The following is a 25,662-nucleotide window of genomic DNA, read 5'->3' as shown; positions in this document are numbered from 1 at the left end:
CTTGTGGTTTTTGTGGTGGCCGTGCTGCTCGGTTTGGCGTTGGCGGTCGGCGTGTCGGCATACGCATGGCGGAAGTCGACGGTCGATGAACTGACGCAGCTCAAACGGCAATGGGAAGCATCGGGCGAACCGATGACGTTGGCCGATTTGGCGCCGCCGCCGGTGCCGGACGAGGAAAATGCCTGGAGCATACTCAAAGAGTACGAGCAGCCTCTTTCGGGGTTGTTGGGAAAACTCGAGAACTCGTACGCGCCCGCGCCGGTGAAGGACGATCGTTTGACCGATCACGGCCGAAAGGCGTGGCCGCCGTTGTTCGCCGGCAGCGGCGATCTTCGTGAGGCGTTTGCCCGTGCCGCCGCCTGTCGCGATTACCGGGCCGACCTGCCTTACGAGGGAACGACGAGCGAATTCCTTCAACGTTGCGTAAATGCCGGGCAACTGCTGCGGAATGCCGCTCGCTATGCCCGCAATTCGGCAATTTATCACTACAACATCGGCGAACGCGAAGAAGGCCTGCGGGCGGCGCTCGATCTGCTGAAAATCGCTACCGCGGCCGCTGATCAACCCGGCTTGATGGGCTACCTGAATGCCGTGGCTGCTCAGGACGTGGCAATCCGTTATCTTGCTCTCGGACTGGGCCGCGAGCCGATCCCTGAAGAGTTGGCCGTCGAGATAGACCAGGCACTTGCCCGCGTGGAACCACGCAAGGCATTCATCGCAGCGGCAAAAGCCGATCGGGTGATCGGTTGGGAAATGCTGCAACAAGGCGGAGAAGACGAGTCGTGGCTCGACGAAACGACGAGACTGCGCTATCAAATCGCCTTTTTGAAGCTGGTCGATGAGTTCGTCGGCGAAGTCGAACGCGGCGACTACCAGGCGTTGGGGTCGATGCAATTGGTCGATCGTTTACCGGAAGACCAGGACTTCGCAAAGATCACGATGCCCGCCTACGAAACGGCGGCCGAACACGCTTTCCGCGTGGAAGCGCTCGCCCATGCAGCAAGAATTTTGTTGGCCCTTCACCAGTCGCCCGAGGCGAAACAACAAACCGGCAAGATCGAGCGGGCCATGATGCTGCAATTGGGCGTGCCCAACGAGGCCGTGCCGGACCCCTTCAGCGGGGGAGACATGATCGCCGTGCGATCGGGTGACGGTTGGCTCGTGTACTCCGTCGGCCCCGATGCGAAAGACGACGGGGGAAAGATCACCGGTCGCGATCCGCTCGATATCGGCTTCGACGGAAACGCGACGATCGTTGTCGACGAAGACGTTACGCCCGACCCCGGAGAAGCCTCGTCAGGGGCGGCCGTGCAGCCGGTCGAGTAGTTCACGGACACGATCGGCCGTGGCCGTGTCCGCACGCGCTGCCGCGTTCTCCAATGCGCGACGAAGGTTTTCCCGGTCGGCGGCCGTAATCTCCGGTGAATCGGAATTGTCGGAACCTGCTTCCGCCTGCTGCGCCGCAAGCAACAGTTCGACCGCCCGCAGCGCGTTCGCTGTGACCAGCCTTTGCAGAGCTGGCGAATCGCGCGGGGCTTCAGGCGGTTGGGCCGCAAAGATTTGCGTCCGCGGCGAAGCGGTGGGTTCGAGCGGATCTGTGAGCATCTCGCACAACACGGGAACGGCGCGTCGGTCGCCTCGCCTTGCCAGTGCCGCGGCGGCGTTGTATCGGACGAGCCGATCGTCGTCATCGAGCAGACGCCCCAACGTGTCCTTGGCGGAGGCGCCGTCGATCAACCCCAACGCAAACGCAGCCACCGACCGCACTTGCGAGTCGGGATCGCTCGCGGCATCAATCACGGCCGACACCAGCGATTGCGGGGGATCGGCGGCAAGATTCGGTTGCCGCGACAAGAGTTCGGCCAGCGACGCCGACGCAGCCGCTCGCACGGCGGAAAAGGAGGTTGCCTCGGGCGTACCGCGATGCAGCCGCGATGCGTCGGTCAAGGCGGCCGTCGCTTCCGGCCCCAGGGCGCCCAAGGCACGGCAGAGGTAAGCGGCGGTGAGGATGCGTTCCCGATTGCCCGCTTCGGCTGCGTTCAATTCGTGCTCTGCGATTTTCAAGATTCGATCGACGTGTGCCGGTGATACGGTTTCGTGTTTGTCGGCGAGTTGCAGCAGGTGGAATCGCAATTCGAGGGCGGCTTCCTGCCGGGGACCGCGGTCGTCCTCCAGTACGGTCAGAAGTCGATCGAGACCTTCCTGCGGGTAATGGCGCTGTCGGAGAAGGACATAGCCTGCCACGAACAGTCCCACGATGATTCCCGGCAACACGATCATGGACCAAATGCGGCTCCACGGTCGGGCGTCGACGGCATCAGGCGATCGTGAATCGTCTTCGGGGTGCGGCGCAGTCGGCATGGGAATATCGTTCGGCCGTGATGGTTTGATCAGTGACGGGCTTTTCGTCCATCTTAGCCGGTATGTGCGATTTCCACTATTCGCGTATTCCCGCCCGCGGTCGGCTCTCGTACGATGAACGAAAAACCGACCCGCCCGGCTCGCGAATGAATCATGAAACGTCTCGACCTGAGCTTGCCCACCCCGGAAGAGAATCTTGCGCTCGACGAGGCGCTGCTGGATGCCGCCTGCGAGGGAGACCGGTCGGATGAGGTTCTGCGCTTTTGGGAAAGCACCCAAACGGCCGTAGTCGTCGGCCGGGCTTCGAAGGTCGAAGAAGAGGTCGACACGACCGCTTGTCGGTCGCGCGGAGTGCCTGTACTGCGGCGGACAAGCGGTGGGGCCGCCGTCGTCATCGGCCCCGGGTGCCTGATGTATGCCCTGGTGCTTTGTCGACGGGCGCGGCCCGACCTGGTGAACGTCGACCGCATCCACCGGCATGTACTTCGCGGCATGGTGGCGGCGCTCCAGCGAGTCCATCCGGGGGTGTGTTACCGCGGGATCAACGATCTGACCTTGGGAGATCGCAAGTTTTGCGGGAACAGTCTGCGGGTGAAACGTGATTGGGTGCTCTATCACGGAACGCTGCTGTTGGCTCCGGCTGCGGACCTGATCGAATCGCTTTTGCGGATGCCGCCGCGACGGCCGGATTACCGCCGAAATCGGTCCCATCGCGAATTCGTTACCCATCTGCCTGCCGAATGTGCCGAAGTGCGCGAGGCGATTGCTGCCTATTGGCAAGCTGAAGAGTCGCTCGAGACGTGGCCGAAGTCTCGAACGGCAGAGCTGGTCGCCAAACGCTACGGGCGTTGCGAGTGGCATATGGAACGCTGACCGCGCATTCGTTTGCGGAGCTCGAAGGCAGAGAGAAGTCCCCCTCGTTCGATGGACTGGTTGTGCGATGATGCGACAAAGGAGTGCGATGTTGCAACAAAAAGAGTGAGAAACGTCGGTGTGCAAATTTGTGTTTGAGTCTTAACTTCTTTTCATATGCTGAGTTGCGTTCATTGTTCGGCGGTTCGGCATGCCGAATGCACAAAGGCTCGGACGGCATGACACGTTTCTTCTCTCCCGACCCAGGTTCATCGGACGAAAGGAGCCGAGCCATGAGAAGTCTTCTGTTGCCGGCCGCAGCGTTCGCGGCGTTCTGTTTGTCGGCCCCCGCTTTCGCGGATGGGTTCGAAATGTATTCCGGCGGTCTGCATTCGACCGTCTACTCGGGGGGATCGATGTCGGTCACGACCGTGGGGCACTTCGGCCATGGAGCTGGATGCACCTGCGGGCACTGTGGGCACGGGGGACCGACGATCATCCAGCCGCCTGTTCCTGGACATCCGACGGTGATCATTCCGCATCCTGGACATCCGCCGGTAGTGATTCCGCATCGCTATCCGCGATACTACACGCCGTACTACGGGCGTTCGTATCATCACCGTTCGGACCACGGCGGTTTCGGTTTTCAAACCCCGCGATTCGGCTTCCGCATTCTGTGGTGATACAAGGTCCGGCAAACGCCGACCAAGAATGAACAACCGCGGCGAATACGCAAGATGGAAACCCTTGGGAAACTCTAGCAGGAAACAACCCAACACGGCCGGTTGAATCGTCGACGCGCCACTAAAGAAAGGCCGAGAAGCGGCAACCCGTTGTAGATTTCGGCGAATTGTCAGGCACCGCAAGCCCGCTCCTACGATCGCCTCTTCGCCGGATCGACAACGGGTTGTTCGCTGCGCGCTGGGGCCATTGAGCCAAGTTCCGTGGTGGGGCAAATCGCGCGCAACCTAAGAGCGAAAGTCGTCGACGCGAGCTTGCCGGCGGATGGAGGCACGAAAGGGATCGCGCTTCGAGAATAGCCGGTCCGAACGGGGAAGAGAGACTACCGTTCGCGGTACGTGATGCGGCCTTTGGTCAGATCGTACGGTGACAGCTCTACCCGCACTTTGTCGCCGGGGACGATGCGGATGAAGTGCTTGCGCATCTTTCCGGCCACATAAGCGATGATTTCGTGGCCGGTTTCGAGTTTTACGCGAAACTGCGTATTCGCCAACGCCTCGGTAACCGTTCCGGTAACTTCGATTCCTTTTTCACGAGCCATGCAACACTCCGTCGACAGAGAAACAACCAAGAAAACGACGTGCCCACCGTGTGACGACGATGTTTCGTCATCCTACCAATTCACAAAGACGGCGCTAACCGCCTTCGTCCCGAATGCACCGAAAAGACGGTGCAGCCAAGCGTGAGAAACGTCGCGGCGGGCCGGATCCGTGGGGATTTGGACGGTCGGTGGCGTCGCTCGGCCTCCGCCCTGTTGCCCTCGGTACACGGACGAGCGACACCAAGGTCACATCAAGTATAACGTAGGCAAAACCTAAAAGAAAAAGGTTTTTCTCCGGACGAGCAGCGCGTTTTTTGACAGGTGTGTGTGGTTTAAATGCCGTGTCGGTTGCGATCGATCCGGCCCGGGCAAATAATCGGCCCCGGAAACCCGGCGATGCCGAACGGAACGTTGGTCGCAAACCGGGGTTAGTTTTCAGAAAGTGCTTTTTTGCGTGCCGTAAGCACAAAAAGCCGGTTCCGACGGATTCCTCAGTAGACAAGAGATTTGCGTCATGCGTGATTCATCGACGTCGGCGGCGTCCGCGATTTCAGCCGCAAACTCTGCTGATGCTAACACCGGACCGAAACGGCGACTTTCCGTCTTTGACTCGGTCTGCATCATCGTGGGCATCATTATCGGGGCCGGCATTTTCGAGACGTCGCCTGCGATTGCCGGGCTCGTGCCGAACCTGAAGTGGCTGGTTGCGGTGTGGCTCGCCGGAGGCGTCTTCTCGCTGGTCGGGGCGCTGTGCTACGCCGAACTGGCCACGGCGATCCCGTGTGAAGGCGGCGACTACGTTTTTCTGAATCGGGCGTACGGACGCTACGTGGGATTTCTGTTCGCTTGGTGTGAGCTGTGGATCGTGCGGCCCGCTTCGATCGGCATGATGGCGTTCGTCTTCGCCCGCTACGCGCAAGCCTTGGCTCCGATCTCGTTCGAGGCGGCGGAGCTACCGGGTGAACTTGCGTCGACGTTGCCGCTGTTGATCTATGCGGTGGCGGCCGTCGTCGTCTTGACGGGAATCAACCTGCTCGGCGTGCGCCAAGGGAAGTGGACGCAGAACATCTTGACGATTCTCAAGGTTTCGGCCCTCGCGGCAATCGTCGTCGTCGGATTCTTCGCGGCCGGGCCCCGGCTTCCAGACGCGGTTTCTACCAAGACGCCTTCGCTCAATTTGGGGTTGGCGATGGTGTTCGTGCTGTTTACCTACGGCGGCTGGAACGAAATGGCCTACGTGGGGGCCGAGGTCGTCAATCCTCGGCGGAACATCGTGCGCTCGTTGATCTTGGGCACCCTGGCCGTCACCAGCTTGTACTTGTTGGTGAACCTTGCTTTCGCGACGGGGCTCGGATGGGACGGTTTCCGGCAGAGCCAGGCGGTGGCGTCCGACTTGTTGGCCCGAGTTCTCGGACCTGCGGCGGGAAAGGTGATCGCCGTCGTGATTTGTATCGCGGCTTTGGGCTCGGCCAACGGCCAGATTTTTACCGGCGCGCGAGTGTACTATGCGATGGGGCAGGATCATGCCATGTTTCGCGCGTTGGGGCGGTGGAATCCGAACCGCGATGCCCCGGTGGCCTCGTTGTTGATCCAGGCGGCCGTTACGCTTGCGCTGGTAATCGGATTCGGATGGTACAACACGGGATTCGAAAACCTGTTGATCTTTTCGTCGCCGGTATTTTGGACGTTCTTCTTTTTGACGGGCTTTTCGGTCGTTGTTCTGCGGATTCGGCGACCGGACTTGGAACGGCCGTTTCGCGTTCCGTTCGGCCCCGTTTTTCCGCTGTTGTTCTGCGGTGGATGCGCCTACATGATCTACTCGTGCGTGATGTACGCCGTAAACAACGGGACCTACGAAGCGTTTTGGGCGCTCGGGGCATTGGCGTTAGGAATCGTCCTCGGCGTCTTCGCTGTTTGGCGGTTGCGTTCGGCGGCATGACGCGATTGCGTTCGAGAATCGACCGTGCTATCCGAGGATTCGCTTCCAGCGTTCGAGATTCCAACGCGCTTTTTCGGCGGGCGTCATACGGCTGAAATCCGGTTCTTCGCCGTCGGTATGGGACGGCGAAGCCATCGGCAACCTGCGACGCGTCGTCGAGGCATCGTAGTGTGCGGCCGTGTCCGTCCGCCGAAGATCGTCCTCGAGGGAACGATACGGCTGAATTCCCAGTTTTTTCAGGTCGGCGTGGTACGCGCGAACGGCCTCGGCAGGCTCGATTTCATCGTCGGCCACCAGTCGCAGGTAGCGGATGAACGTGAGCTGGTCTTCGGCATGATTGATTTTTCGGCCGTACAACGCCACGCGAGCCCCGTATTTTTTGGCTTCCCACAACATGTGAAAAGCGTCGAAGGATGTGCCCGCCGAGCCGCCGAGAATCCCTATCACCAACGACGAATCGTATCGGGCGAGGGCTTCCATCGCCTTGGGGCCGAAATATGGGATCTTCAAGAACAACGGTCGGCCGCGGGAAGTCACTCCGGCAAGCGTCCGGACGATGTGGTCGTTTACGAAACGGGCGACGTCTTCGGGGGCGTGATCACCCGGGGCGTTCGGGCTGAATACCTCGAGAAAATGCCGGAATCCCTTTCGCTCGGCCTCGATACGGAACGCCTTGTACGCCTCGAGCGTGGCAAGATCGCGTTCCGTGTCATTGTTGAACGTGACCGAGTAAAGTCCCAGATCGGCGCCCAGGCGGCGTTCCTCCGGGGTGCAGTCGGCCTTTCCGCACATGATGTGATCCAAGGTCGCTGTGCGGAACGGTCGGGAAGGTTGCGAGCCGTAGCGGGCGCCCGTGCCGGCGAGCCAGATGTCGGTCGTGTCGTTTGCCCGCACCGCGGGAGTCACCGGCGAATTATCGAACAGACGCTCGCGAATCGTCAGCAGCTCGTTTGTGCTCGCGCTGGTGAGGACGATGTCGACCAGTCCTTGGGCGACGACCTGGCGGATGATGTCCCGGTATTCGTCCAGTGTGCGAAAACGCCCTTCGTGCGCGTGATGTTCCGGGCTTTTTCCGGGAGCGGCCAAGCCGAACGCCATGTCGGCGTCTTTGGCGTCGGCGAGAATGAAATCGCGGCAGGAGCGATCGGCCAGGATCCGCCGTAACTTGATGTCGAGCGACTTTTCGACCACTTCCCGCCTCCCGTGACCGAGGGGTTTTTTTGCAGTATACTCCAGACAATATCGCAATGGAAAAGATACGGTTTCGGAAACGGAAAGGGAATGCCGACGCCGCGGTGTGGGGCCAGCATGCGTTCTTCGACCGGCAAGGCGGAAGGTGCTTGGGTACGCTGCCGAGCCGTACCTTTCCTTGAGAATCGACACATCGATGAGTGCAGCCAAGAAAAAGAAGAACAAGAAGCAGTCGAACGCCGAAAGCAACGAGCGGGTCGTGGCGCAGAACCGCAAGGCCCGACACGATTTCGACGTGCTCGAAACCCTGGAGTGCGGGATCGTCCTTCAAGGGAGCGAGGTCAAGAGTTTGCGCTGCAATCGGGTTTCGCTCGACGAGGCCTACGCCCGCGTGATGGACAATGAAGTTTGGCTGTTGGGCTGCGATATTCCGGAATACCGTGAGGCGAACGTCCTCAACCACAAGCCTAAGCGACCCCGCAAGTTGTTGTTGCATCGCCGCGAAATCAAGCGATTCGCCTCCCAGGCCTACCAAAAAGGACTAACGCTTGTCCCTCTGAAGATCTATTTTTCCCGGGGAAAAGCGAAGGTGTTGTTGGCGGTATGCCGCGGCCGGAAGCAGCACGACAAGCGCGAGCGGCTCAAACGGGAAGAATCCCAGCGCGAAATCCGCCGGACGATGCAACGCTGGCGCTAGGTGTGGCAACGAATTTCGTTAGACTTTGCCGGCGAGTCCGGCCGATCGAACCGCGTGATCGTTCATCACGTACCGACAGCGGCCGCTTTTCTCGTTCCGGCTTGAGAACTGCCCGGCCGATTTTGTGTCGGAGGACAACGTCGATGTCGATGCCCAACGAAGAGCAACCCCTGTTGTTGCTTAAAGACGTCTATAAATCGTTCATCGAACCCGGCGGCGGCGAGCTGCCGATTCTCGACATCCCGGAGTTTCGGGTCGAGGCGGGTGAGCAGGTTGTGATCGTCGGTGAAAGCGGCTGCGGCAAGACGACGCTGTTGCACATCATCGCCGGAATCAGTCGTCCGAACGAAGGGCAGGTGCGAATCGACGGCTGGGACATCACGCTGCTTTCCGAGGCGGAGTGCGATCGGTTTCGCGCCGAGCATCTGGGCTATGTCTTCCAGACATTCAATCTCTTGCCCGGCTTCACGGCGTTGGAAAATGTGATGCTCGGCATGAGCTTCGCCAAGGGGCGGACCGATGTCGATTGGGCGAAGCATCTGCTCGAACGCGTCGGGTTGGGGCATCGAATGAAACACAAGCCCGGACAAATGTCGGTCGGCGAACAGCAGCGTGTGTCGATCGCGCGGGCGATGGCCAATCATCCGAAGATCATTCTGGCCGACGAGCCGACGGCGAACGTCGACTCGGGAAATCAGCAGCAGATTATCGACTTGTTGCGGGAAACCAGCGCCGAAGAAAACGTGGCACTGATCATGGTGACTCACAGTCCCGAGGTCGCCTCGCAGTTCTCCCGCGTCGTCCGCCTCGAAGATATCAACATGGTGTTGAGCAAAAAATGAGCCTTTGGAAGATCGCGTGGCGCAGTATTCAGCATCGGGCCTTGGCCTCGACGTTGACGGCCCTTTCGATGGCGTTGGGGGTGGCGTTGGTCGTTGCCGTCTTGGTGGTCTACCAAGTGCTCGATCACTCATTTCACCGCAGCTCGCAAGGCTACGACTTGATCGTGGGCCCGGCCAAAGGCGGCTCGCTCGAGCTGGTGTTGGGAACGGTGTACTATCTTCAGCCGCCGCGCGGCACGATCCCGCTTTCGGTCTACGAAGAATTGCGTAGCGGGAAATATTCCTCGGAGGCCGAGGCTGCCGTACCCGTGTGCTTGGGGGCGTACTACAAAGGCTTTCCCGTCGTCGGTACGACTTCTGAGATGTTCGAGGTCTTCCGGTACCTCGAGGACCGCAAGTACGAATTTGCCGAGGGGGGGCGAAACTTCTCGGACGATGCGCCGTTCGAAGCGGTCATCGGCTCGCGAGTCGCCCGCGAAACAGGATTGGGGGTCGGCGACACCTTCCGGTGTAGCCACGGTGCCCCCGATTCGACCGAAGAGCATGCCGACGACTTTACCATCGTCGGTGTGATCGAACCGACGGGCACGCCTGTCGATCGTGCGCTGTACATCAACATCCAAGGGTTTTGGGCGATGCACGAGCACGAAGACGAGGCGGCCGCGGTCCTTCAAGAAGAAATCGAAAAGGCCAAGCTGCAACTGCAACAAGCGGAGCGAAGCGGCGAGGAACAGGCCTCGCACGCTGATTCGGAGGAAGAGCACGGTGACCATCCAGAGCCGGCCGACGATCTGGTCGCCTTGAGCGAAGAGGTGTCGCACGAACACCACAAGGGCGAACGGCGGATTACGGCTGTTTTGGTGCGTCGCGACTGGTCGAACGCCCCACGCGCGATGGCGCTGCCGGCTACATTGTCCGAAATTCCCGACGTGCAGACCGTCGAACCGGTCCAGGAAGTCGAGCGACTCTTCGATAGCTTGTTGGGGGATATCCAAGCGATTCTGCTGATTTTTGCCGTGATGATCGTGATCGTGGCCGGCATCGGGTTGATGGTGAGCATCTACAACTCGATGAGCGACCGCAAGCTTGAAATTGCGATCATGCGGGCGTTGGGGGCCCGACGGGCGACCGTGATGGCGATCATCCTCTTCGAAAGTATTCTGCTGTCGCTTGGCGGCGGGCTGATCGGCGCCTTGCTGGGGCACGGCCTGGTCGGCGTTCTTTCACCGGTCATTATGGAGAAAACCGGCGTCCAGGTCGGGTTTTTCAATTTCCAGCTAGTGGAATTGATCCTCGTGCCCGGGCTGATCGCCTTGGCGTCGGCAGTGGGCTATCTGCCCGCGGTGATCGCCTATCGTACCGATGTTGCCGACTCGCTAAAAGTCTGAATGGCTCTTGTGGGGTATATATAGTACACCGGAACGGGCAGGTCGTGCGGGCGTCCGCGGCAAGAATTGTCTGAAATATCGGCAAAAATTCCTTGCATTGAGGCGGTTGATCGATAAATTTGTCGTTAGAAAGGGACCGAGCATCCCCTCTCTGTGACTAGCCCCTTGTTGACGTCCTGCCGGGATGGCTCTCCCTTTCGGCGAACCGCTTGTAGGTTCGTAACCGAGCGGCCGGCTCCCTCGCCCTCGAACGACCGGACAACTTTCTCGATGAGTGGATTGCCCAATCCTTCCCCCTGAAACTGGTTCCGCTTCGTAGATTGTGTCGGTCGTTGGCCCTGGTGTACGTGACAACCCGCAACACGGCGGACGTCGACCTTCCGGAATTCGTAACGGCTCGTCGGGAAGGCGACGATCGAGGTTCTCTCGGTTGAATCGAATGGTTCCGGTCCCGCAACGGAACCCGATCACGTACACGTGAGCCGGTCGCTCGCACTTTTTCTTTCCCGCGCGTAGCGCAATCGGCGAGTTCCGGCCTGGAAGACGCTTTGACGTCTTCGAAATCTTCCGCCGTCGGCCGGCGGGGGTTCGGTGCCTTCGGTGTCATTGGGGTGATCGTGTCAATCGTCACAAACCATCTCTCGCTTGGAACGTTCACGGAACGCCCGAGGGGATGCCGAACGTGAATAGGGACTTGAAGTGATTTCCGTTCGCGCGACCGGCGCGCGGAAACAGTTCGACGGCGATATTGAGGTCGCCGAAGGTAGGAAGTAGAGCCCGACAGCTTTCGGTGTGCCGGCCGTACGATGAGCGACACCGATCCCGCCTGCAATGCGACGGCACTTTCCATCTTGTACACGGAAGGAGAACCCCGATGCTCGTTTTGTCTCGCCAACGCGATGAGAGCATCATCATCGGAGACAATATCGTTGTGACGATCGTCGATATCCGGGGTGACAAGGTTCGGCTGGGTATCGAGGCTCCGCAGGAGATCCCGGTACATCGTCGCGAGGTGTACGAGGCGATCCAGCGCGAGAACGGTCGTCGCGAAGCAGCGCGTCGCGGCTCCGGTGACGGGAAGTGAGCGGTGTGCCTTGCACGCCTGGTCGTGTCGACTTTATCGGCTGTAACGCCCCTGTCGATCTTGCGAATCACAGCGACTCGAACGGCATCTAACATTCGGTAAGTTCAGGATTTGCGGAAAATAACGCCCCGCGTTCCACGAAGGTCGGATCGCGGGGCTTTTTTCGTTTGGTCCGGTAATTCCACGTGCCGAATCGCAAAAATGGGAAGCGGCGGCTCAGAATTGCCGAAATTTGCCAAAACACCTAAAGCCCCTGCTTTGCCAAGTCGATATCCCCCCGTAGAGAACCGCGAAAGTCGGTCGCTTCATGCTGCCTGGATTCGAGTTTCAACGGAGTGGCGACTCGAAAAGGAGCAGGGCGGCAGGCGACGGACCCAGCGGGGATCGCAAGGCAAGTGACCTGCGGACCGGCCGGGAGGAATACCGTGCCTTCCCGGAACCGACGGTTCGATGGTGACCAACCCTTTTGAGGAGTTTCGCCATCCAGGCTGCGGCGTGTTCGCCCGTAACAATCCGCATCACGCGGCCATCGGCGTTCGTCTCGACGGCCTGATCACCCGATATATCCCGCACTCCATTCAGGCTTGGTCTACGCTTTAATTGGAAGAAAGGGTGTCCGGCAATGACCCGAATCAACACGAACATTAGTTCTCTCAATGCTCAGAAGACGTTGGCGAGGTCCAACGCTTCCTTGCAGGAATCGCTGACCCGGCTGAGCACGGGTCTGCGGATCAATGTCGGTAAGGATGACCCCGCCGGGTTGATCGCCAGCGAGACGTTGCGGGCGGATATCACGTCCGTCGAAAAGGCGATCACCAACAGTGAGCGGGCGAATCAGATGATCGCCACCGCCGACAGCGCTTTGGGGCAGGTCAGCTCGCTGTTGAACGACATTCGCGGTCTGGTTTCTGAAGCGGCCAACACCGGGGCCTTGAGTTCCGAGCAGATCGCAGCAAACCAATTGCAGATCGACTCGTCGCTCGAAGCCATCGACCGGATCGCGAACGTGACGCAGTTCCAAGGTCAGCGTTTGTTGGACGGTTCGCTCGATTTTATTACTTCGGGCGTCGATTCCGACAGCATCACCGAGCTGCAAATCGATCAGGCGAATTTCGGCAGCCTGTCGCAGATCGACGTGAATGTGAACGTCGTTTCGGTCGCGACCAAGGCCAGTTTGAATTACGACAAGGGCGCGCTGGCCGACGACGTCGTTCTCGAGGTCGGCGGTAAGGAAGGGTTCGAGGCCTTCAACTTTGCCGCGGGCAGCACGATCGAGGACATCGCCCAAGCGATCAACCTCGTTTCGGACGCCTTGGGGGTGACCGCCACGGTTCAAACCGAAGCGACCGCCGGCGAAGTCGTCGCGTCGAGTTTCGGTACCGAGAACGACATCACCATTACCGCGAATACGGCCGGTGAAGAGGCCGGCGATATTCGCGTGAAATACGTCAAGGGTACGACGTCGACGACCTCGGCCACGTACACGGCGGCTTCAGGCAACGATCCGGCCAAGTTGGTCGTCACCCTCGGTGTCGAAGAATGGGCCGCGGCTTCGGGCCAGGTCGACGATGCCAGTGACGTCAACAACGCGATCCAAATCGACGCCGATATCGCCGGTACGGAGTTCAACGGAGTCACGATCAACGTCACCGACACCGGTGGTGCGATCACCTTGTCCTACGATCATGACACCAAGACGTTGAACATCGGCATCAACGACGGCGTGACGACCGCGGATCAGTTGGTCACGGCGATCAACAACGACGCGCGGATCTCGGCCCTGTTTACCGCCAGCCATGTCGGTGAATCGGACGGTTCCGGGACGCTGTCGGTGGCCGGTATGAACGCCGCCGGATTGACGCTCAGCGGCGGTGTCGACGGCGGTACGGTGACCGCAACGGCCAACGACGTTGTTTCGGCGATCAACAGCGCCGCCGGTAGTTACGTGACGGCCGCGTTGGCCGACGGTAACAACGGCTACGGCACGGTAAGCGAATTCCAGGAATACGCCTACTACGGCGATGCGAATGCCAATAACCGTCTCCAATTCTTGGGACCGGAAGGCTCGCGGAACATTCGCTTCGTGTCGAACCCCGGCGAATCGTTGAGCGTGGACCTGACGACCGATCCGCAGGTGACGGGTTTTGCCTCGGCTGTCGTTCAAGGTGTGAACGCCAACAGCACGATCGAGATCACCTCGCGGTTCAAGGGTTCCGACTACGACGACGTGAGCATCGTCTTCAACGACGATACGTCGAACACCGTTGTTTGGGACGCCGAGAACAAGACGCTGACGTTCAACATCGATATCACCGGTGGTTACACCGCGCAAGATGTCGTCAACCTGTTGAACAACGACGACTACGCCGGAAAGTTCTTCCGGGCGAGCAACTTCGGTACCAGCGACGGTTCGGGCGCCATCGACGCCACGATGACCGGTACGTTGGCCACGACCAGCGGTGGGATCGAAAGCGAAGGAACGATCATCGTCCACCTCGCGACGACTTCCGACGGTATCGTGACTACGACGGCCCAGGACCTGATCGATTACTTCGACGATCCGTCGAACGCCGCGACATTGCAATCGCTGGGGATCAGCGTCAGCAATGCCGAAGGCAGCGACGGTTCGGGGCTGTTGGCCGCGACGACGAGCGATCTTGAGTTTGCGACCTCGGGTACGCAACTCGAAGACGCCCAAGCGTCGGGGACCACCTACGCTCAGAACGGGAAGAACGCCCGCATTCAGTTGACCGCCGTTCAACCCGGCACCGACTACGACGGCGTCCAACTGGTGTTCGAGGATACCGCGACCGCCGGCTCGGAAACCGTCAGTTGGGATGCGGCGACGAAGACGCTGACCATCGGCATCGAAGACGGCGTATCGACCGCGACGCAGGTCATCAACGCCATCAACAACGATGCGACCGCCAGCGCCCTGTTTACCGCAGCCAACGGTGGCGGCGGCAACGGCAGCGGTGCCGTGACGATCTCCGACTACGCCACGCTCAGCGGCGGCCAGGTCGATAACGGTACCGAAGACGGTGTCGCCCTGCTGGGGAACTCGGACGAGCAGAACACCGGACTCACGTTCGAGGCGACCGAGTACGGCTCCGATGCGTTCGTCTCGGTGAAGGCCCTCAGCGGTACGTTCCAGACGACCGATTCGGACGGCAACGTGGCCACCCGAGTCACCGGTACCGACGTGAACGTGCAGATCAACGGTATCGAGGCTGTGGGTAAGGGACTCAAAGCTTCGGTCAACACTTCGTCGCTCGACTTGAGCTTGACCCTGTCGAGCTCGGTGACCTCCGGCTCGCAACTGAGCTTCTCCATCACCTCGGGTGGTGCCCAGTTCCAGCTCGGTCCGGACGTGGTCTCGAACCAGCAGGCCCGTATCGGCATCCAAAGTGTGAACACCGCCAAGCTCGGCAGTTCGCGTGGCCGATTGAGCGACCTGCGGTCGGGCGGCAGCAAGTCGTTGACCAACGACGTGATCGGTGCTGCGGCGATCGTGGAGGACGTGATCACGCAGGTAACGACGCTTCGCGGGCGGTTGGGTGCGTTCCAGCGGACGACCTTGGAAACCAACATCGCCGCTTTGAACGACACCTTGGAAAACCTGACCGCGGCCGAAAGCGATATCCGCGATGCCGACTTCGCGGCCGAAAGCGCCAAGTTGACCCGTGCCCAGATTCTGGTCCAATCGGGTACGTCGGTGCTCTCGATCGCCAACAGTAACCCGCAAGCGGTCTTGTCGCTGCTGCGGTAGTGAATCAAAGGTACGGCCGCTATCGGGCCGAAACGGCTAGAGCGGCCGACCGATGACGACGTGACCTTCCGCACGCCCCTTCTTCCGAACCCGGAGGAAGGGGCGTTTTGTCGTCGATGTAAGGACAACGCCGCCCAGCCGGCCGAGTGTCGACCGAAAAGCATCGAGGCCACCGTCGGCACTTCGGCGATTGGACGGATCTTTCGGCCCGAGACTACAATAGGAGAAAGCGATTGCGATTCGGGGAGCGGCAGACGCAAGTTCGGGCGTCCGCTCGGAATCGATTGTCCGAACGGTATGGGACAAATGAGTACCGGCAACTCGGCAACTACGGCACGGCATCACGAGGCCATTTTGGCGGACGATCCGCCCCTGTTGGAATGGCACAATTGGCCGTTGCGCGATGAGCCGTTGGTAGGGATGATACTGGTTGTTTCGGTCGTCGCGGCGGGCGGGGCGGTATTCTGGACGACCGGCCGTATTCTGTGGACGGCGATTGCCTGCGGCGTTCTCTTGTTCGCCTTTATCCGCGCTGTTTTGCCCGCCACGTATCGAATGGGGCCGCGGGGTGTCGAACGAATCGTCTTCGGCCGGTTGCAGCGAATTCCGTGGCAGGCCATCGGCGCCGTGCGCATCGAACGCAACGGCTTGTTGCTTCTCGATACGGCCGAATTTTGCCCGATCGATTCGTTACGGGCGGTCTACGTTCCTTTTGCCGGGCATCGTGAGGCTATTCTTGCACGCCTTGAATATTATTTGGCACAGCGCGGCGCCCCATCCGCATGACGTTGTGCCCGATTCGCACGTCCTTCGGTTTGAACGCTTCGGCGTCTGTAATTACAGTAGCCCCGTTTGGTGATACGGGGTGTCTTCGAGCATCGAGAAGGAGTTTCGCCATGAGATACGGGGTCGTTCTGCCGTGCGCTGCGATTTTCTTTGCTGTCGTGTTGGGTGGAGTGGCCGCTGTTCGGGCCGACGAAGGTGGGGTTAAATTCGATAAGCGCTGCTTGATGGTGAGCCCCAACGAAGGCTGTACAGTCGCCGATGTCGACAAGGACGGGACGCTCGACATCATCGCCGGAACACACTGGTTTCGCGGTCCCGACTATATTCCGCATCCCGTTCGCGATTTGCCGCAAACGATGGAGGAATACTATCCCAACAACGCCGATCTGGCTTACGACGTGAACGGCGACGGCTGGATCGATGTGATTTCGGGCGGATGGCAGGAATCGGAACTGTACTGGTACGAAAACCCCGGCAAACTGGGGCTTGAACGCGGCTACAAGTGGACGCCGCATTTGTTGAAGGACACGCGAGGACAGAATGAAATCTTCGTGCTGCACGATTTCGACGGCGATGACGTTCCGGAGATTTTCGTCAGTTGTTGGATCAAACAAGACCCCGTCGTCGTCTGGAAGCTGACCAAGGATGAAAAAGGCAACCCGACCATCGAACGTCGCGTGATCGGCGAAAACGGCGGCGGACACGGTTACGGCTTCGGGGATATCAATGGCGACGGGCGCGAAGACGTATTGTGCGAAGTGGGGTTCTATGAACGCCCGGCCGGCGATCCGTGGGCGTCCCCTTGGAAGTTTCATCCCGAAACGGCTTTGCCGCACCCCAGTTGTCCTGGCTTGATCGTCGATGTCGACGGCGACGGGCGCAACGACATCGTGTGGGGCAAGGCTCACGACTACGGTTTGTATTGGTGGGAGCAAGGCGAACCGAAACCCGACGGAACGACGACCTGGACCGAGCATCTCATCGATCGGTCGTGGTCGCAGGTACACGCCATCGTATGGGCCGATATCGACGGCGACGGTGTCTGCGAGATCATTACGGGCAAACGCGTTCGCGGACATGCCGGGAACGATCCCGGCGGCAAGGAGCCCGAGTGCTTGTTTTACTATAAATGGCAGCCCGAAAGCCGCACGTTTCGCCGCTTCACGATTGCCGACTTCGGGGAAGGGGTAGGCACGGGAATGCAAATCAACGTCGTGGATCTGAACGACGACGGGCGACTCGACATTGCCGTTGCCGGAAAGACCGGAACGTGGGTCCTGCTGAATCGCGGTCGGGAAGACTGATTTTCCGCAGGCCGATCATTCGAAGAATCGCTTGGACTCTGTCGGGTCGGCGCGAAGTCCGCACGCCGGGCTCGCTCCGACCCGTCGGCCGTTTCAGCGGCGGCATTGACGGCACGCTCCGTTTCCCTAAAATACGTTCTTTTCGCAGGTTACATCGCGAGCGGTTGGGGTGCGCGCGCTTCGAACATGGAGTTGTCGGGACGACGCGCACAGCCTTCGCCCGCTACGACGACCATTCGATCGCAGTTGGTCGCTGCAACTTCTCACGTTTCAAACTCGCCAAAATGGGTTGTTTGGAAAAAATGCAAAACGGTAAGAATACCGCGGATTCCAATGTTCGGCAGTCCAACTCGGCTCCCGCGAGCTCGGGTCGAAAGAAGACCAAGATGAGTCCGCTGGAAAAGGCGCGGCGTGAGAAGTTGGAAAAAATTCGGCAACTCGGTCACGATCCGTGGGGTTCCCGGTTCGACGATCATCAGGCCATTGCGGCAATTCGATCGCGGGAAAACGAAATCGAAATCCTTCCTGCCGGTGATTGTGAGACCGGCAAACCGCCGGAGGAACGCGGGCCGCGGGTTCGCGCCGCAGGACGCATTCTCAGACAACGTCGTTCGGGGAAGCTCATCTTTCTCGATATCGCCGACTGGACCGGCAAGATCCAGGTGCTCATCGGCAAGGCCCAGGTAGGCGATGAAAACTGGGAATTGGCCCGATGTTTCGATTTGGGCGACATCATCGGCGTGGACGGCGAACTGAAACGCACGCGAACCGGCGAGCTGTCAATTTTCGCCGACGGTCTGAAATTCTTGTGCAAATCGATCGAAACACCGCCGGAAAAATGGCACGGACTGAACGATCCTGAACTCCGCAACCGCATGCGCTACCTCGACCTCGTCTACAGCGAGGGCGTCATGGAGCGATTTCTGCGGCGGACAAAGATCGTGCAGGCCGTCCGCAACACGCTGGCGGGCGAGGGGTTCGTCGAGATCGAAGGGCCCACGCTGCACGCGATTGCCGGCGGTGCTGCCGCCCGACCGTTCATCACGCACCACAATGCACTCGACATGCCGCTGTACTTGCGGATCGCGTTGGAGTTGCATTTGAAGCGACTGTTGGTCGGCGGAATGGAGCGGGTATACGAGCTGGGCCGTGTCTATCGCAACGAAGGCATCAGTCCGCGGCACAATCCCGAATTCACGATGCTCGAGGTTTATCAGGCCTATGGCGACTACCACTCGATGATGGACCTTACAGAGAAGATCATCGTCGAGGCAATCCAGGCGACCGGCCAATCGCTTCAGTTGCCGTGGGGCGACGTCACGATCGATTTCACACCGCCGTTTCAACGGGCGACTTACGCCGATTTGGTGCGGGAACATACCGGCATCGACGCCGACGATGCCGAAGGCCTGGCCCGATTTGCCGAGCAAAAAGGTCTCGAGCCGCAGGGCAAGCATCCCGACGTGGTGAAGAATGAAATCTTCGAGGAATTCGTCGAGCCGAAGCTGACAGGCCCGGTGTTCGTGATGGACTATCCGGCGGCGATTTGCCCGTTGACCAAACGGAAGGCCGATCGTCCCGAAATCGCCGAACGGTTCGAGCTGTTCGTTCAAGGGATGGAGTTGGCGAACGCGTATACCGAGTTGAACGATCCCGACCTGCAAGAGGAACTGTTCGCCCGGCAACTGGAAGGTCTGCCCGAGGAAGAATCGATGGCCCGCATGGATCGGGACTTCATTCGCGCCTTGCGGCATGGCATGCCTCCGGCGGGGGGGCTCGGAATTGGTATTGACCGGTTGGTCATGCTTCTCACAAACTGTCAGAGCATCCGCGAGGTGATTCTGTTCCCCTTGTACCGTCTCGAGACGGACTGATCGCTGCAACGCGCGGGGGAACGATCTTTCGCCCGCAAACCGCAGGAGACGGCAGTTCGCGAACAAGGAGGTTCGTATCGTCCGGGAAATCTGGCTTCGGCCGCACGGCTTCATGAGCGGTCGTCGTGTGCGCGCCGGTCGCACGCGGTTGCGTGCGGTAGGGCCGCTCGCCGCGACGAAGCCGATCGTTTCGGCGGCTTGTTTCCCGGCGATCGACAGGGAGTCGATTCGATGTACAAGCTTCTTTTGTGCTGGCGGTACCTGCGGACACGCTACATCGCCCTGGCGTCGATCATCAGTGTGATGTTGGGTGTGGCGACGATGATCGTCGTCAACAGCGTGATGCTCGGATTTCGCACCGAGATGCAGAATCGGCTTCACGGGATTCTTTCCGATATCATTTTCCAGTCTCGAAGTCTGGAAGGCTTTCCCGATGCGCAATGGCACATGGAGCAGATTCGCCGCGTGGCGGGCGATTCGATCGAGGCGATGACGCCGACGGTCGTGGTGCCGGCGATGCTCAGTTACCGTGTGGGCGACAATTGGATCACCCGCCAGGTCGACCTGATCGGTATCGATCCGGCCACGCAGGGGCAGGTGAGCGACTTCAGCCGCTATCTCCAGCACCCCGAGAATCGAAAACAACTCAGTTTCGAATTGCGCGAGGGAGGTTACGATACCCGCGACCATCAGGCCGGAGCCGAAGCCCCCGAACGGCCCGCGTTGGCGAATGCCGGGTGGCCGTACCGACGCGAAAAAGCGGCCACTGAAAAGATGCTTGCCCGGTTGGGGCTGGACGATTCCGCCGATGCATCTGCGGTTCCGGATTCCTCGGCCGCCGAAGCGAATCCGAATCCGAGCGTCGGCGGTGCGCTGAATCCGCCACACACCGGATCGGACATCCCCTCACCGATTCCCACCGATACGAACGATACCGGTTCGGAAGATGCCCCGTCGGTTCCCGGCACGAACCCGTTTGAGCGGTTCGGTCCGTCGACGACGCAGCCGATCACGTTCGATCCCGAGACGCAGCAATACACGGGCATTGTGTTGGGAATCGGGTTGGCCAGTTTTCGGAAAGACGGCGCGGATCATTTTCTGATTTTGCCCGGCGACGACGTCAAGCTGACGTTTCCGACAGCCGGTACGCCCCCCAAGGTGATTAGCGACAAGTTCACGGTCGTCGACTTGTACGAAAGCAAGATGAGCGAGTTCGACGCGAAATTCGCCTTCGTACCGATCGACGTATTGCAGAAGCTGCGAGGAATGATCGATCCGTCGACCGGCGTGGGCATGGTCAACGCGATTAGTATCAAGCTCAAGCCCGGTGCCGATATGGACGCGGTGCGCGATCGCTTGCGCGAAGCATTCGCCCCGCAGTACTACAGCATCGAAACATGGCGCGACAACCAAGGCCCGCTGTTGGCCGCGGTGAACATGGAGACGGCCATTTTGAACGTGCTGTTGTTCCTGATCATCTGCGTGGCCGGTTTCGGAATATTGGCAATTTTCTTTATGATCGTAGTCGAGAAAACGCGGGATATCGGCATTCTCAAGGCGCTTGGTGCGTCGAGTCGCGGTGTGATGAGCATCTTCTTGGGGTACGGCATGTTGTTGGGGCTATTCGGTTCGGGCGTCGGGCTCGTGATGGGATTGTTGTTCGTGCGCTACATCAACGAGATCGCCGATTTGCTCGGCCGTTTGACCGGTCATCCCGTGTTCGATCCTGATATCTACTACTTCTACAAGATTCCGGCGATCGTCGATCCGTGGACGGTCGCTTGGATCGTGATCGGGGCGGTCGCGATCGCCGTATTGGCGAGCATCGTGCCCGCCTACCGAGCCGCCCGCCTTCATCCTGTCGAGGCACTTCGCTATGAGTGACGAATTCCGTCAATGGTTGAACGAATCGCGCAACGAGCGAAAGCCCGCCGATCCGCGGTTGGCGGTCGTTCCCCGGATTCGTGGTGTGCCCTTGGTGGGCGGCCCTCGGCTCGATTTGGACGAGGACGAACCGGCAACGTCGCCGCGCGAGACGCAAACTGCCGATGGTCGAACCGTTCGTGTCGATGCCGCGCATGATCGGAGCGAACGGGCGCCGGCCGATCCGCAACTGACGGTTACGGGACTCGAAAAGGCGTATCGCAAAGGAAATCACGTCGTGCCCGTGCTTCGGGGAGTCGACCTGGAGATTCGTCGCGGCGAATTCGTGGCGATCGTCGGGCAAAGCGGGTCGGGAAAAAGCACGTTGCTGCATTTGATGGGATTGCTCGATTCACCCGACGCGGGCGAGATCGGGTTCGACGGCCGACGCGTCGACAATGCCCCGGTGCGCGTGCGCGAACGATTGCGCAACGAACGCATCGGCATGATCTTCCAGTTCTACCATCTGCTGCCCGAGTTGACGGCATTGGAAAACGTCCTGACACCGATCATGATCGGCCGGGGCGTTGTCCGGTATCTCGCTGAACGGCGCCGCCATCGAGCCGAAGCGCGACGACTGTTGGAAACCGTGGGGTTGTCGCACCGCTTGAAACACAAGCCGCGCGAGATGTCGGGAGGCGAAATGCAGCGTGCCGCGATCGCTCGCGCGCTGATTTCACAACCCGAGATCCTGCTTGCCGACGAGCCGACCGGCAATCTCGACCGTGCCACCGGCCAAGAAATCCTGGCTCTCTTGCGTGCCTTGAACGACCGGCACAACCTCACTATAGTCATGGTTACGCACGATCCTACCATTGCCGAACGCGCAGATCGGACTGTGCGTTTGGTCGACGGCCGCGTCGAAAGCGACGGGTAGATGCGAACGTGTCGGTCGCGGCGGGTGTCTTGAAAGCGTCCCTTTATCGACCGTTCCTCCCGCGCGAAACGGTATCACTTGAGCGTCTACACAACGCGCCGTTGTTCGCGCGCGGGATCGCAGGACCGTGACGGGGATGCCGTGTGTGCGTTCGACCGAAGCGTTGTCGCCGTTCCCTTCAAGCCATAGTCGGATTCCTTGCCATGTCACTGAAAGTCTATATCAACGGGAAACATTACGACAAAGAAGAAGCCGTCATCAGCGTCTACGATCACGGGCTGCTCTACGGGGACGGCGTGTTCGAAGGGATTCGCAGCTACGGCGGCAAGGTTTTCCGCATGCAGGAGCATCTGGATCGACTGTGGGATTCCGCCAAGGCGATCCTGTTGGAGATTCCCATCAGCAAAGAAGAAATGGCCCGGGCCATCGTCGAGACGTTGAAGATCAACAACATCGACGACGGCTACATTCGGGTCATCGTCACACGCGGCTCGGGGACTTTGGGGCTGGATCCGAATCGGTGCAGCGATCCGCAGGTGATCATCATCACCGACTACATTTCTCTCTACCCGAAAGAGCTTTATGAGAACGGCCTCGAGATCGTGACGGCGAGCACGATCCGGAATCATCCGGGGGCGTTGAGTCCGCGGATCAAGTCGTTGAATTACCTGAACAACATTCTCGCCAAGATCGAAGGTCTCAAAGCAGGCTGTGTCGAGGCCTTGATGCTCAATCATAAAGGCGAAGTGGCCGAGTGCACCGGCGACAACATCTTTCTCGTGCGCAACGGCAAGCTCTACACGCCGCCGACCGACGCCGGGATCCTCGAGGGGATCACCCGCAATGTCGTCATCGATTTGGCCCGCGAGGCAGGCTTGGAAGTGCTCGAAGTGCCGTTGACCCGTCACGACGTGTACACGGCCTCGGAGTGCTTTTTGACCGGAACGGCCGCCGAAGTCATTCCCGTCGTAAAAGTCGATAGTCGTCCCATCGGCGACGGGAAACCCGGGCCGATCACGCGGGACTTGATCGCTCGGTTCCATCGTCTGGTGCGCGGGGCGTAAACGGTCGTCGCGGGGCTTCGTGTTCCTGGGCTTTTCGAAGCGTTGATCGGCTGTTGCCGCTTGCAACGCGGTTTGCGTTTCGCGAGTCGTCGGATCACAATATTGCACGAATCGATCGGACGATGATCGTGCCGGTCGAAATGCGCAGGCGGCGAGCACTAGACCGCTTGTGGTCGGACGGTCGTCATCTCGGGAGGTCGAAGCGTGCGAGAGCCGGATCGAAATTGGTACACGACGTTGCGCCGCACGGCGATGATGGTCTTGGGTATCGCGTTGGTTGCTGTGACTTTCGCACGGGCCGACGATTGGCCCCAATGGCGCGGCCCGAACCGTGACGGAATTTGGCGCGAAGAAGGAATCGTTTCCCGATTCGACGGACCGCAACTCGAACCGTTATGGCGGGTGAAGATTTCCGGCGGCTACAGCGGTCCGACGGTCGCCGACGGGCGAGTCTTCGTTACCGACCGCGTTACCGATCCGGAAGAGATCGAGCGCGTGCACGCCTTCGACGCTGCGACCGGCCGGCGGTTGTGGACCTATGCGTATCCGGCGCCGTACGTGCGCGTGACGTACCGTACAGGCCCGCGGGCGTCGGTTACCATCCACGACGGCCGTGCTTACGGCTTCGGCACGATGGGGCACTTGCATTGCCTCGACGCAGCAACCGGCAAGGTGCTGTGGAAGAAAGTTCCCGGCGAAGATCTCGAAATCGAGATTCCGACCTGGGGGTGCGCCTCGGCACCGTTGGTCGAAGGCGATCTACTGATCGTCCAAATCGGCGCCGAAAACGGCTGCATTACGGCGTTCGAGCGTCGGACAGGGGATATCGTGTGGCAGGCGCTGGACGATCCGGCATCCTACAGTGCACCGATTGTTATCGAGCAAGGTGGGCGGCGCGTCCTCGTGTGTTGGACGGGGAAACGCGTCGTCGGTTTGGATCCGCAAACGGGCGAACTGTACTGGGAGTATCCGTTTACGCACAAACGCTGGATCGATCCGATCATCTCACCGGTGTACGATGCCGCGACGGGGCGTTTGTTTGTGAGTTGTTTCGACGACGGGGCGGCCATGTTGCAACTGACCCCTGACTTAAAGGTCCGCGAGCTGTGGCGGCGTCAAGGGAAGGACGGGCGTAACACCGATGCCGTGCACACGCTGATGGGGGCCCCGATTCTCGAGGGCGGCTACATCTATGCTGTCGACGGATACGGTCAATATCGCTGTTTGAACGCTGCAACCGGTGATCGCGTGTGGGAAGATTTGACCTTGACCTCGCTGGAACGCTGGGGCACGCTACATCCCGTACGGCACGGCGACGAGGTCTGGATGTTCAACGACATGGGCGAATTGATCGTCGCCCGTCTGTCGCCGCAAGGTGTCGAAGTTCTTTCGCGGGCGAGGTTGCTTTCTCCCACCCGCGGACAACTTTCTCGCGGCGAAGGCGTGACGTGGTCGCATCCCGCGTTTGCCGGCGGATGTGTTTTCAACCGCAACGACGAGGAGCTGATCTGCGTTTCGTTGCGGGCAAGCGACGAGTGACGTAATCGGGCTTACAGGGCGAACTTGACGACCAGAAATCCCCCGACGAGCAAGATCACAAAGGCGAGTGCGGCCAGGTCGAAATACTGTTCGATCAAACGTTTGACCCCGGGGCCGAACAGGTAGATAAAGGCCCCGACAAGGTAGAAACGCGCGAAACGACCCAATAGCGACGCGACAACCAGCACGGTCAATGGGACGTATTCGTGGAAGATTCCGGCTGCAATCGTGAACACCTTGTAGGGGATCGGTGTGAAACCTGCGGCAAGGATCGTCCAAAACGCATTGTCGCGGTAGAGCGTGCCGACATAGTCGATATTCTCTTGGGTGCAGCCGGGCACGTACGACATGAAAAAGTGGCCCAGCATCGTCCAAAAGGCAAAGCCGATGAGCCAACCGGCGATTCCGCCGAGTACCGAGCCCATGCCGCTGACCGTCGCGTAGAAAAACGACCGCTTCGGTTTGGATACCGATAAGGCAATTTGAAGTACGTCGGGAGGAACGGGGAAAAAGGAACTCTCGGCGAATGCCAGGACAAATAGTGCCGGCGTGCCGTACGGGGTATCGGCCCAATGCAAAACCCAATCGTACAGTCGGCGCAAGGGCCGGAACCGACTTCGTGGTGACGTGTCGGTGCGTTCGGGCAAGCTCGTCTTGTTGCCTTGTTGAGAGTCGGTGTCCATAGGAAGCCTGTTTCGCGTTCAAAGCGGGCTCGTGCGCCGGAAAACTACTCTTGTATTCTTGCGGTTGTCAAAAGATAGCTTCTCGAAAGGTGTCATCGTAATCGAGCGGTTCGTTCGGAAACAGGGCAACTGCCTCGGAACACCGGGGAACTTTTCGCGAAACCGCCCCGACGGTTCGGTGTTTCATCCGATAGCGCGGGTTTGTGC

At 59.9% G+C, this 25,662-nt stretch carries 20 protein-coding genes; 16 read left to right on the top strand and 4 right to left on the bottom strand.

From position 1 onward, the window contains the following. Positions 1-3 precede the first annotated feature (3 nt). Positions 4-1,326 carry a hypothetical protein gene (locus ACYQ2I_RS14545; RefSeq protein ID WP_460167748.1) on the top strand — a complete coding sequence of 441 codons (1,323 nt, stop codon included), beginning with the start codon at positions 4-6 and terminating at the stop codon, positions 1,324-1,326. On the opposite strand, the gene ACYQ2I_RS14540 is transcribed toward ACYQ2I_RS14545, so the two are convergent. Next, positions 1,297-2,361, bottom strand: coding sequence for a HEAT repeat domain-containing protein (locus ACYQ2I_RS14540; RefSeq protein ID WP_460167747.1), 1,065 nt, complete (start codon positions 2,359-2,361; stop codon positions 1,297-1,299). The genes ACYQ2I_RS14545 and ACYQ2I_RS14540 overlap by 30 nt on opposite strands. A gap of 153 nt (positions 2,362-2,514) precedes the next feature. Here ACYQ2I_RS14540 and ACYQ2I_RS14535 point away from each other — a divergent pair, with 153 nt between their 5' ends. After that, entirely contained in the window at positions 2,515-3,234 is a 720-nt protein-coding gene (locus ACYQ2I_RS14535) for a lipoate--protein ligase family protein (RefSeq protein ID WP_460167746.1), read from the top strand. A gap of 272 nt (positions 3,235-3,506) precedes the next feature. Continuing rightward, on the top strand, positions 3,507-3,896 hold the full coding sequence (locus tag ACYQ2I_RS14530) for a hypothetical protein (protein ID WP_460167745.1): 390 nt from the start codon (positions 3,507-3,509) through the stop codon (positions 3,894-3,896). 380 nt (positions 3,897-4,276) lie between these two features. Here the strand turns inward: ACYQ2I_RS14530 and infA are convergent, their stop codons facing one another. Beyond that, positions 4,277-4,495, bottom strand: a complete 219-nt coding sequence (gene infA, locus ACYQ2I_RS14525; RefSeq protein WP_460167744.1) for a translation initiation factor IF-1 — start codon at positions 4,493-4,495, stop codon at positions 4,277-4,279. A gap of 514 nt (positions 4,496-5,009) precedes the next feature. Here infA and ACYQ2I_RS14520 point away from each other — a divergent pair. Further along, positions 5,010-6,434, top strand: coding sequence for an APC family permease (locus tag ACYQ2I_RS14520; protein ID WP_460167743.1), 1,425 nt, complete (start codon positions 5,010-5,012; stop codon positions 6,432-6,434). Positions 6,435-6,461: 27 nt separating this feature from the next. Here ACYQ2I_RS14520 and ACYQ2I_RS14515 read toward each other — a convergent pair whose 3' ends face one another. After that, positions 6,462-7,625: a hypothetical protein gene (locus ACYQ2I_RS14515; protein ID WP_460167742.1), complete on the bottom strand. Its 1,164-nt coding sequence runs from the start codon at positions 7,623-7,625 to the stop codon at positions 6,462-6,464. A gap of 196 nt (positions 7,626-7,821) precedes the next feature. On the opposite strand from ACYQ2I_RS14515, the gene smpB reads away from it, so the two are divergent. From smpB to ACYQ2I_RS14455, 12 genes are all read left to right on the top strand, one after another. Continuing rightward, positions 7,822-8,322 carry an SsrA-binding protein SmpB gene (gene smpB / locus ACYQ2I_RS14510; protein WP_460167741.1) on the top strand — a complete coding sequence of 167 codons (501 nt, stop codon included), beginning with the start codon at positions 7,822-7,824 and terminating at the stop codon, positions 8,320-8,322. Positions 8,323-8,465: 143 nt separating this feature from the next. Then, positions 8,466-9,164 (top strand): ABC transporter ATP-binding protein, encoded by a 699-nt coding sequence (locus ACYQ2I_RS14505; protein ID WP_460167740.1) that lies wholly within the window; start codon positions 8,466-8,468, stop codon positions 9,162-9,164. Beyond that, positions 9,161-10,552, top strand: a complete 1,392-nt coding sequence (locus tag ACYQ2I_RS14500; RefSeq protein WP_460167739.1) for an ABC transporter permease — start codon at positions 9,161-9,163, stop codon at positions 10,550-10,552. The genes ACYQ2I_RS14505 and ACYQ2I_RS14500 overlap by 4 nt, the downstream gene beginning before the upstream one ends. Before the next feature lie 874 nt (positions 10,553-11,426). After that, on the top strand, positions 11,427-11,636 hold the full coding sequence (gene csrA, locus ACYQ2I_RS14495) for a carbon storage regulator CsrA (RefSeq protein WP_460167738.1): 210 nt from the start codon (positions 11,427-11,429) through the stop codon (positions 11,634-11,636). A 622-nt stretch (positions 11,637-12,258) separates the two neighbouring features. Then, positions 12,259-15,405: a flagellin N-terminal helical domain-containing protein gene (locus ACYQ2I_RS14490; protein ID WP_460167737.1), complete on the top strand. Its 3,147-nt coding sequence runs from the start codon at positions 12,259-12,261 to the stop codon at positions 15,403-15,405. Positions 15,406-15,711: 306 nt separating this feature from the next. After that, positions 15,712-16,191, top strand: coding sequence for a hypothetical protein (locus ACYQ2I_RS14485; RefSeq protein WP_460167736.1), 480 nt, complete (start codon positions 15,712-15,714; stop codon positions 16,189-16,191). Between the two features lie 110 nt (positions 16,192-16,301). Then, positions 16,302-17,495, top strand: a complete 1,194-nt coding sequence (locus ACYQ2I_RS14480) for an FG-GAP repeat domain-containing protein (protein ID WP_460167735.1) — start codon at positions 16,302-16,304, stop codon at positions 17,493-17,495. Between the two features lie 386 nt (positions 17,496-17,881). Continuing rightward, positions 17,882-19,369 (top strand): lysine--tRNA ligase, encoded by a 1,488-nt coding sequence (lysS, locus tag ACYQ2I_RS14475; RefSeq protein WP_460167734.1) that lies wholly within the window; start codon positions 17,882-17,884, stop codon positions 19,367-19,369. 231 nt (positions 19,370-19,600) lie between these two features. Then, the gene (locus ACYQ2I_RS14470) at positions 19,601-21,253 is read left to right on the top strand and encodes an ABC transporter permease (protein ID WP_460167733.1); all 1,653 of its coding nucleotides are present in this window, start codon (positions 19,601-19,603) and stop codon (positions 21,251-21,253) included. Then, positions 21,246-22,169 (top strand): ABC transporter ATP-binding protein, encoded by a 924-nt coding sequence (locus ACYQ2I_RS14465; protein WP_460167732.1) that lies wholly within the window; start codon positions 21,246-21,248, stop codon positions 22,167-22,169. Before ACYQ2I_RS14470 ends, ACYQ2I_RS14465 begins: the two co-directional genes overlap by 8 nt. Before the next feature lie 203 nt (positions 22,170-22,372). Continuing rightward, positions 22,373-23,233, top strand: coding sequence for a branched-chain-amino-acid transaminase (gene ilvE / locus ACYQ2I_RS14460; protein WP_460167731.1), 861 nt, complete (start codon positions 22,373-22,375; stop codon positions 23,231-23,233). 204 nt (positions 23,234-23,437) lie between these two features. Beyond that, on the top strand, positions 23,438-24,772 hold the full coding sequence (locus tag ACYQ2I_RS14455) for a PQQ-binding-like beta-propeller repeat protein (protein ID WP_460167730.1): 1,335 nt from the start codon (positions 23,438-23,440) through the stop codon (positions 24,770-24,772). 11 nt (positions 24,773-24,783) lie between these two features. On the opposite strand, the gene ACYQ2I_RS14450 is transcribed toward ACYQ2I_RS14455, so the two are convergent. Beyond that, complete coding sequence (locus ACYQ2I_RS14450) at positions 24,784-25,455, bottom strand: YqaA family protein (protein WP_460167729.1); 672 nt, start codon at positions 25,453-25,455, stop codon at positions 24,784-24,786. Positions 25,456-25,662: the final 207 nt, after the last annotated feature.

Source organism: Thermostilla marina (assembly GCF_054657455.1).
Note: the sequence above shows the minus strand (reverse complement) of the source record. Positions and strands in the feature narration are given on the sequence as shown.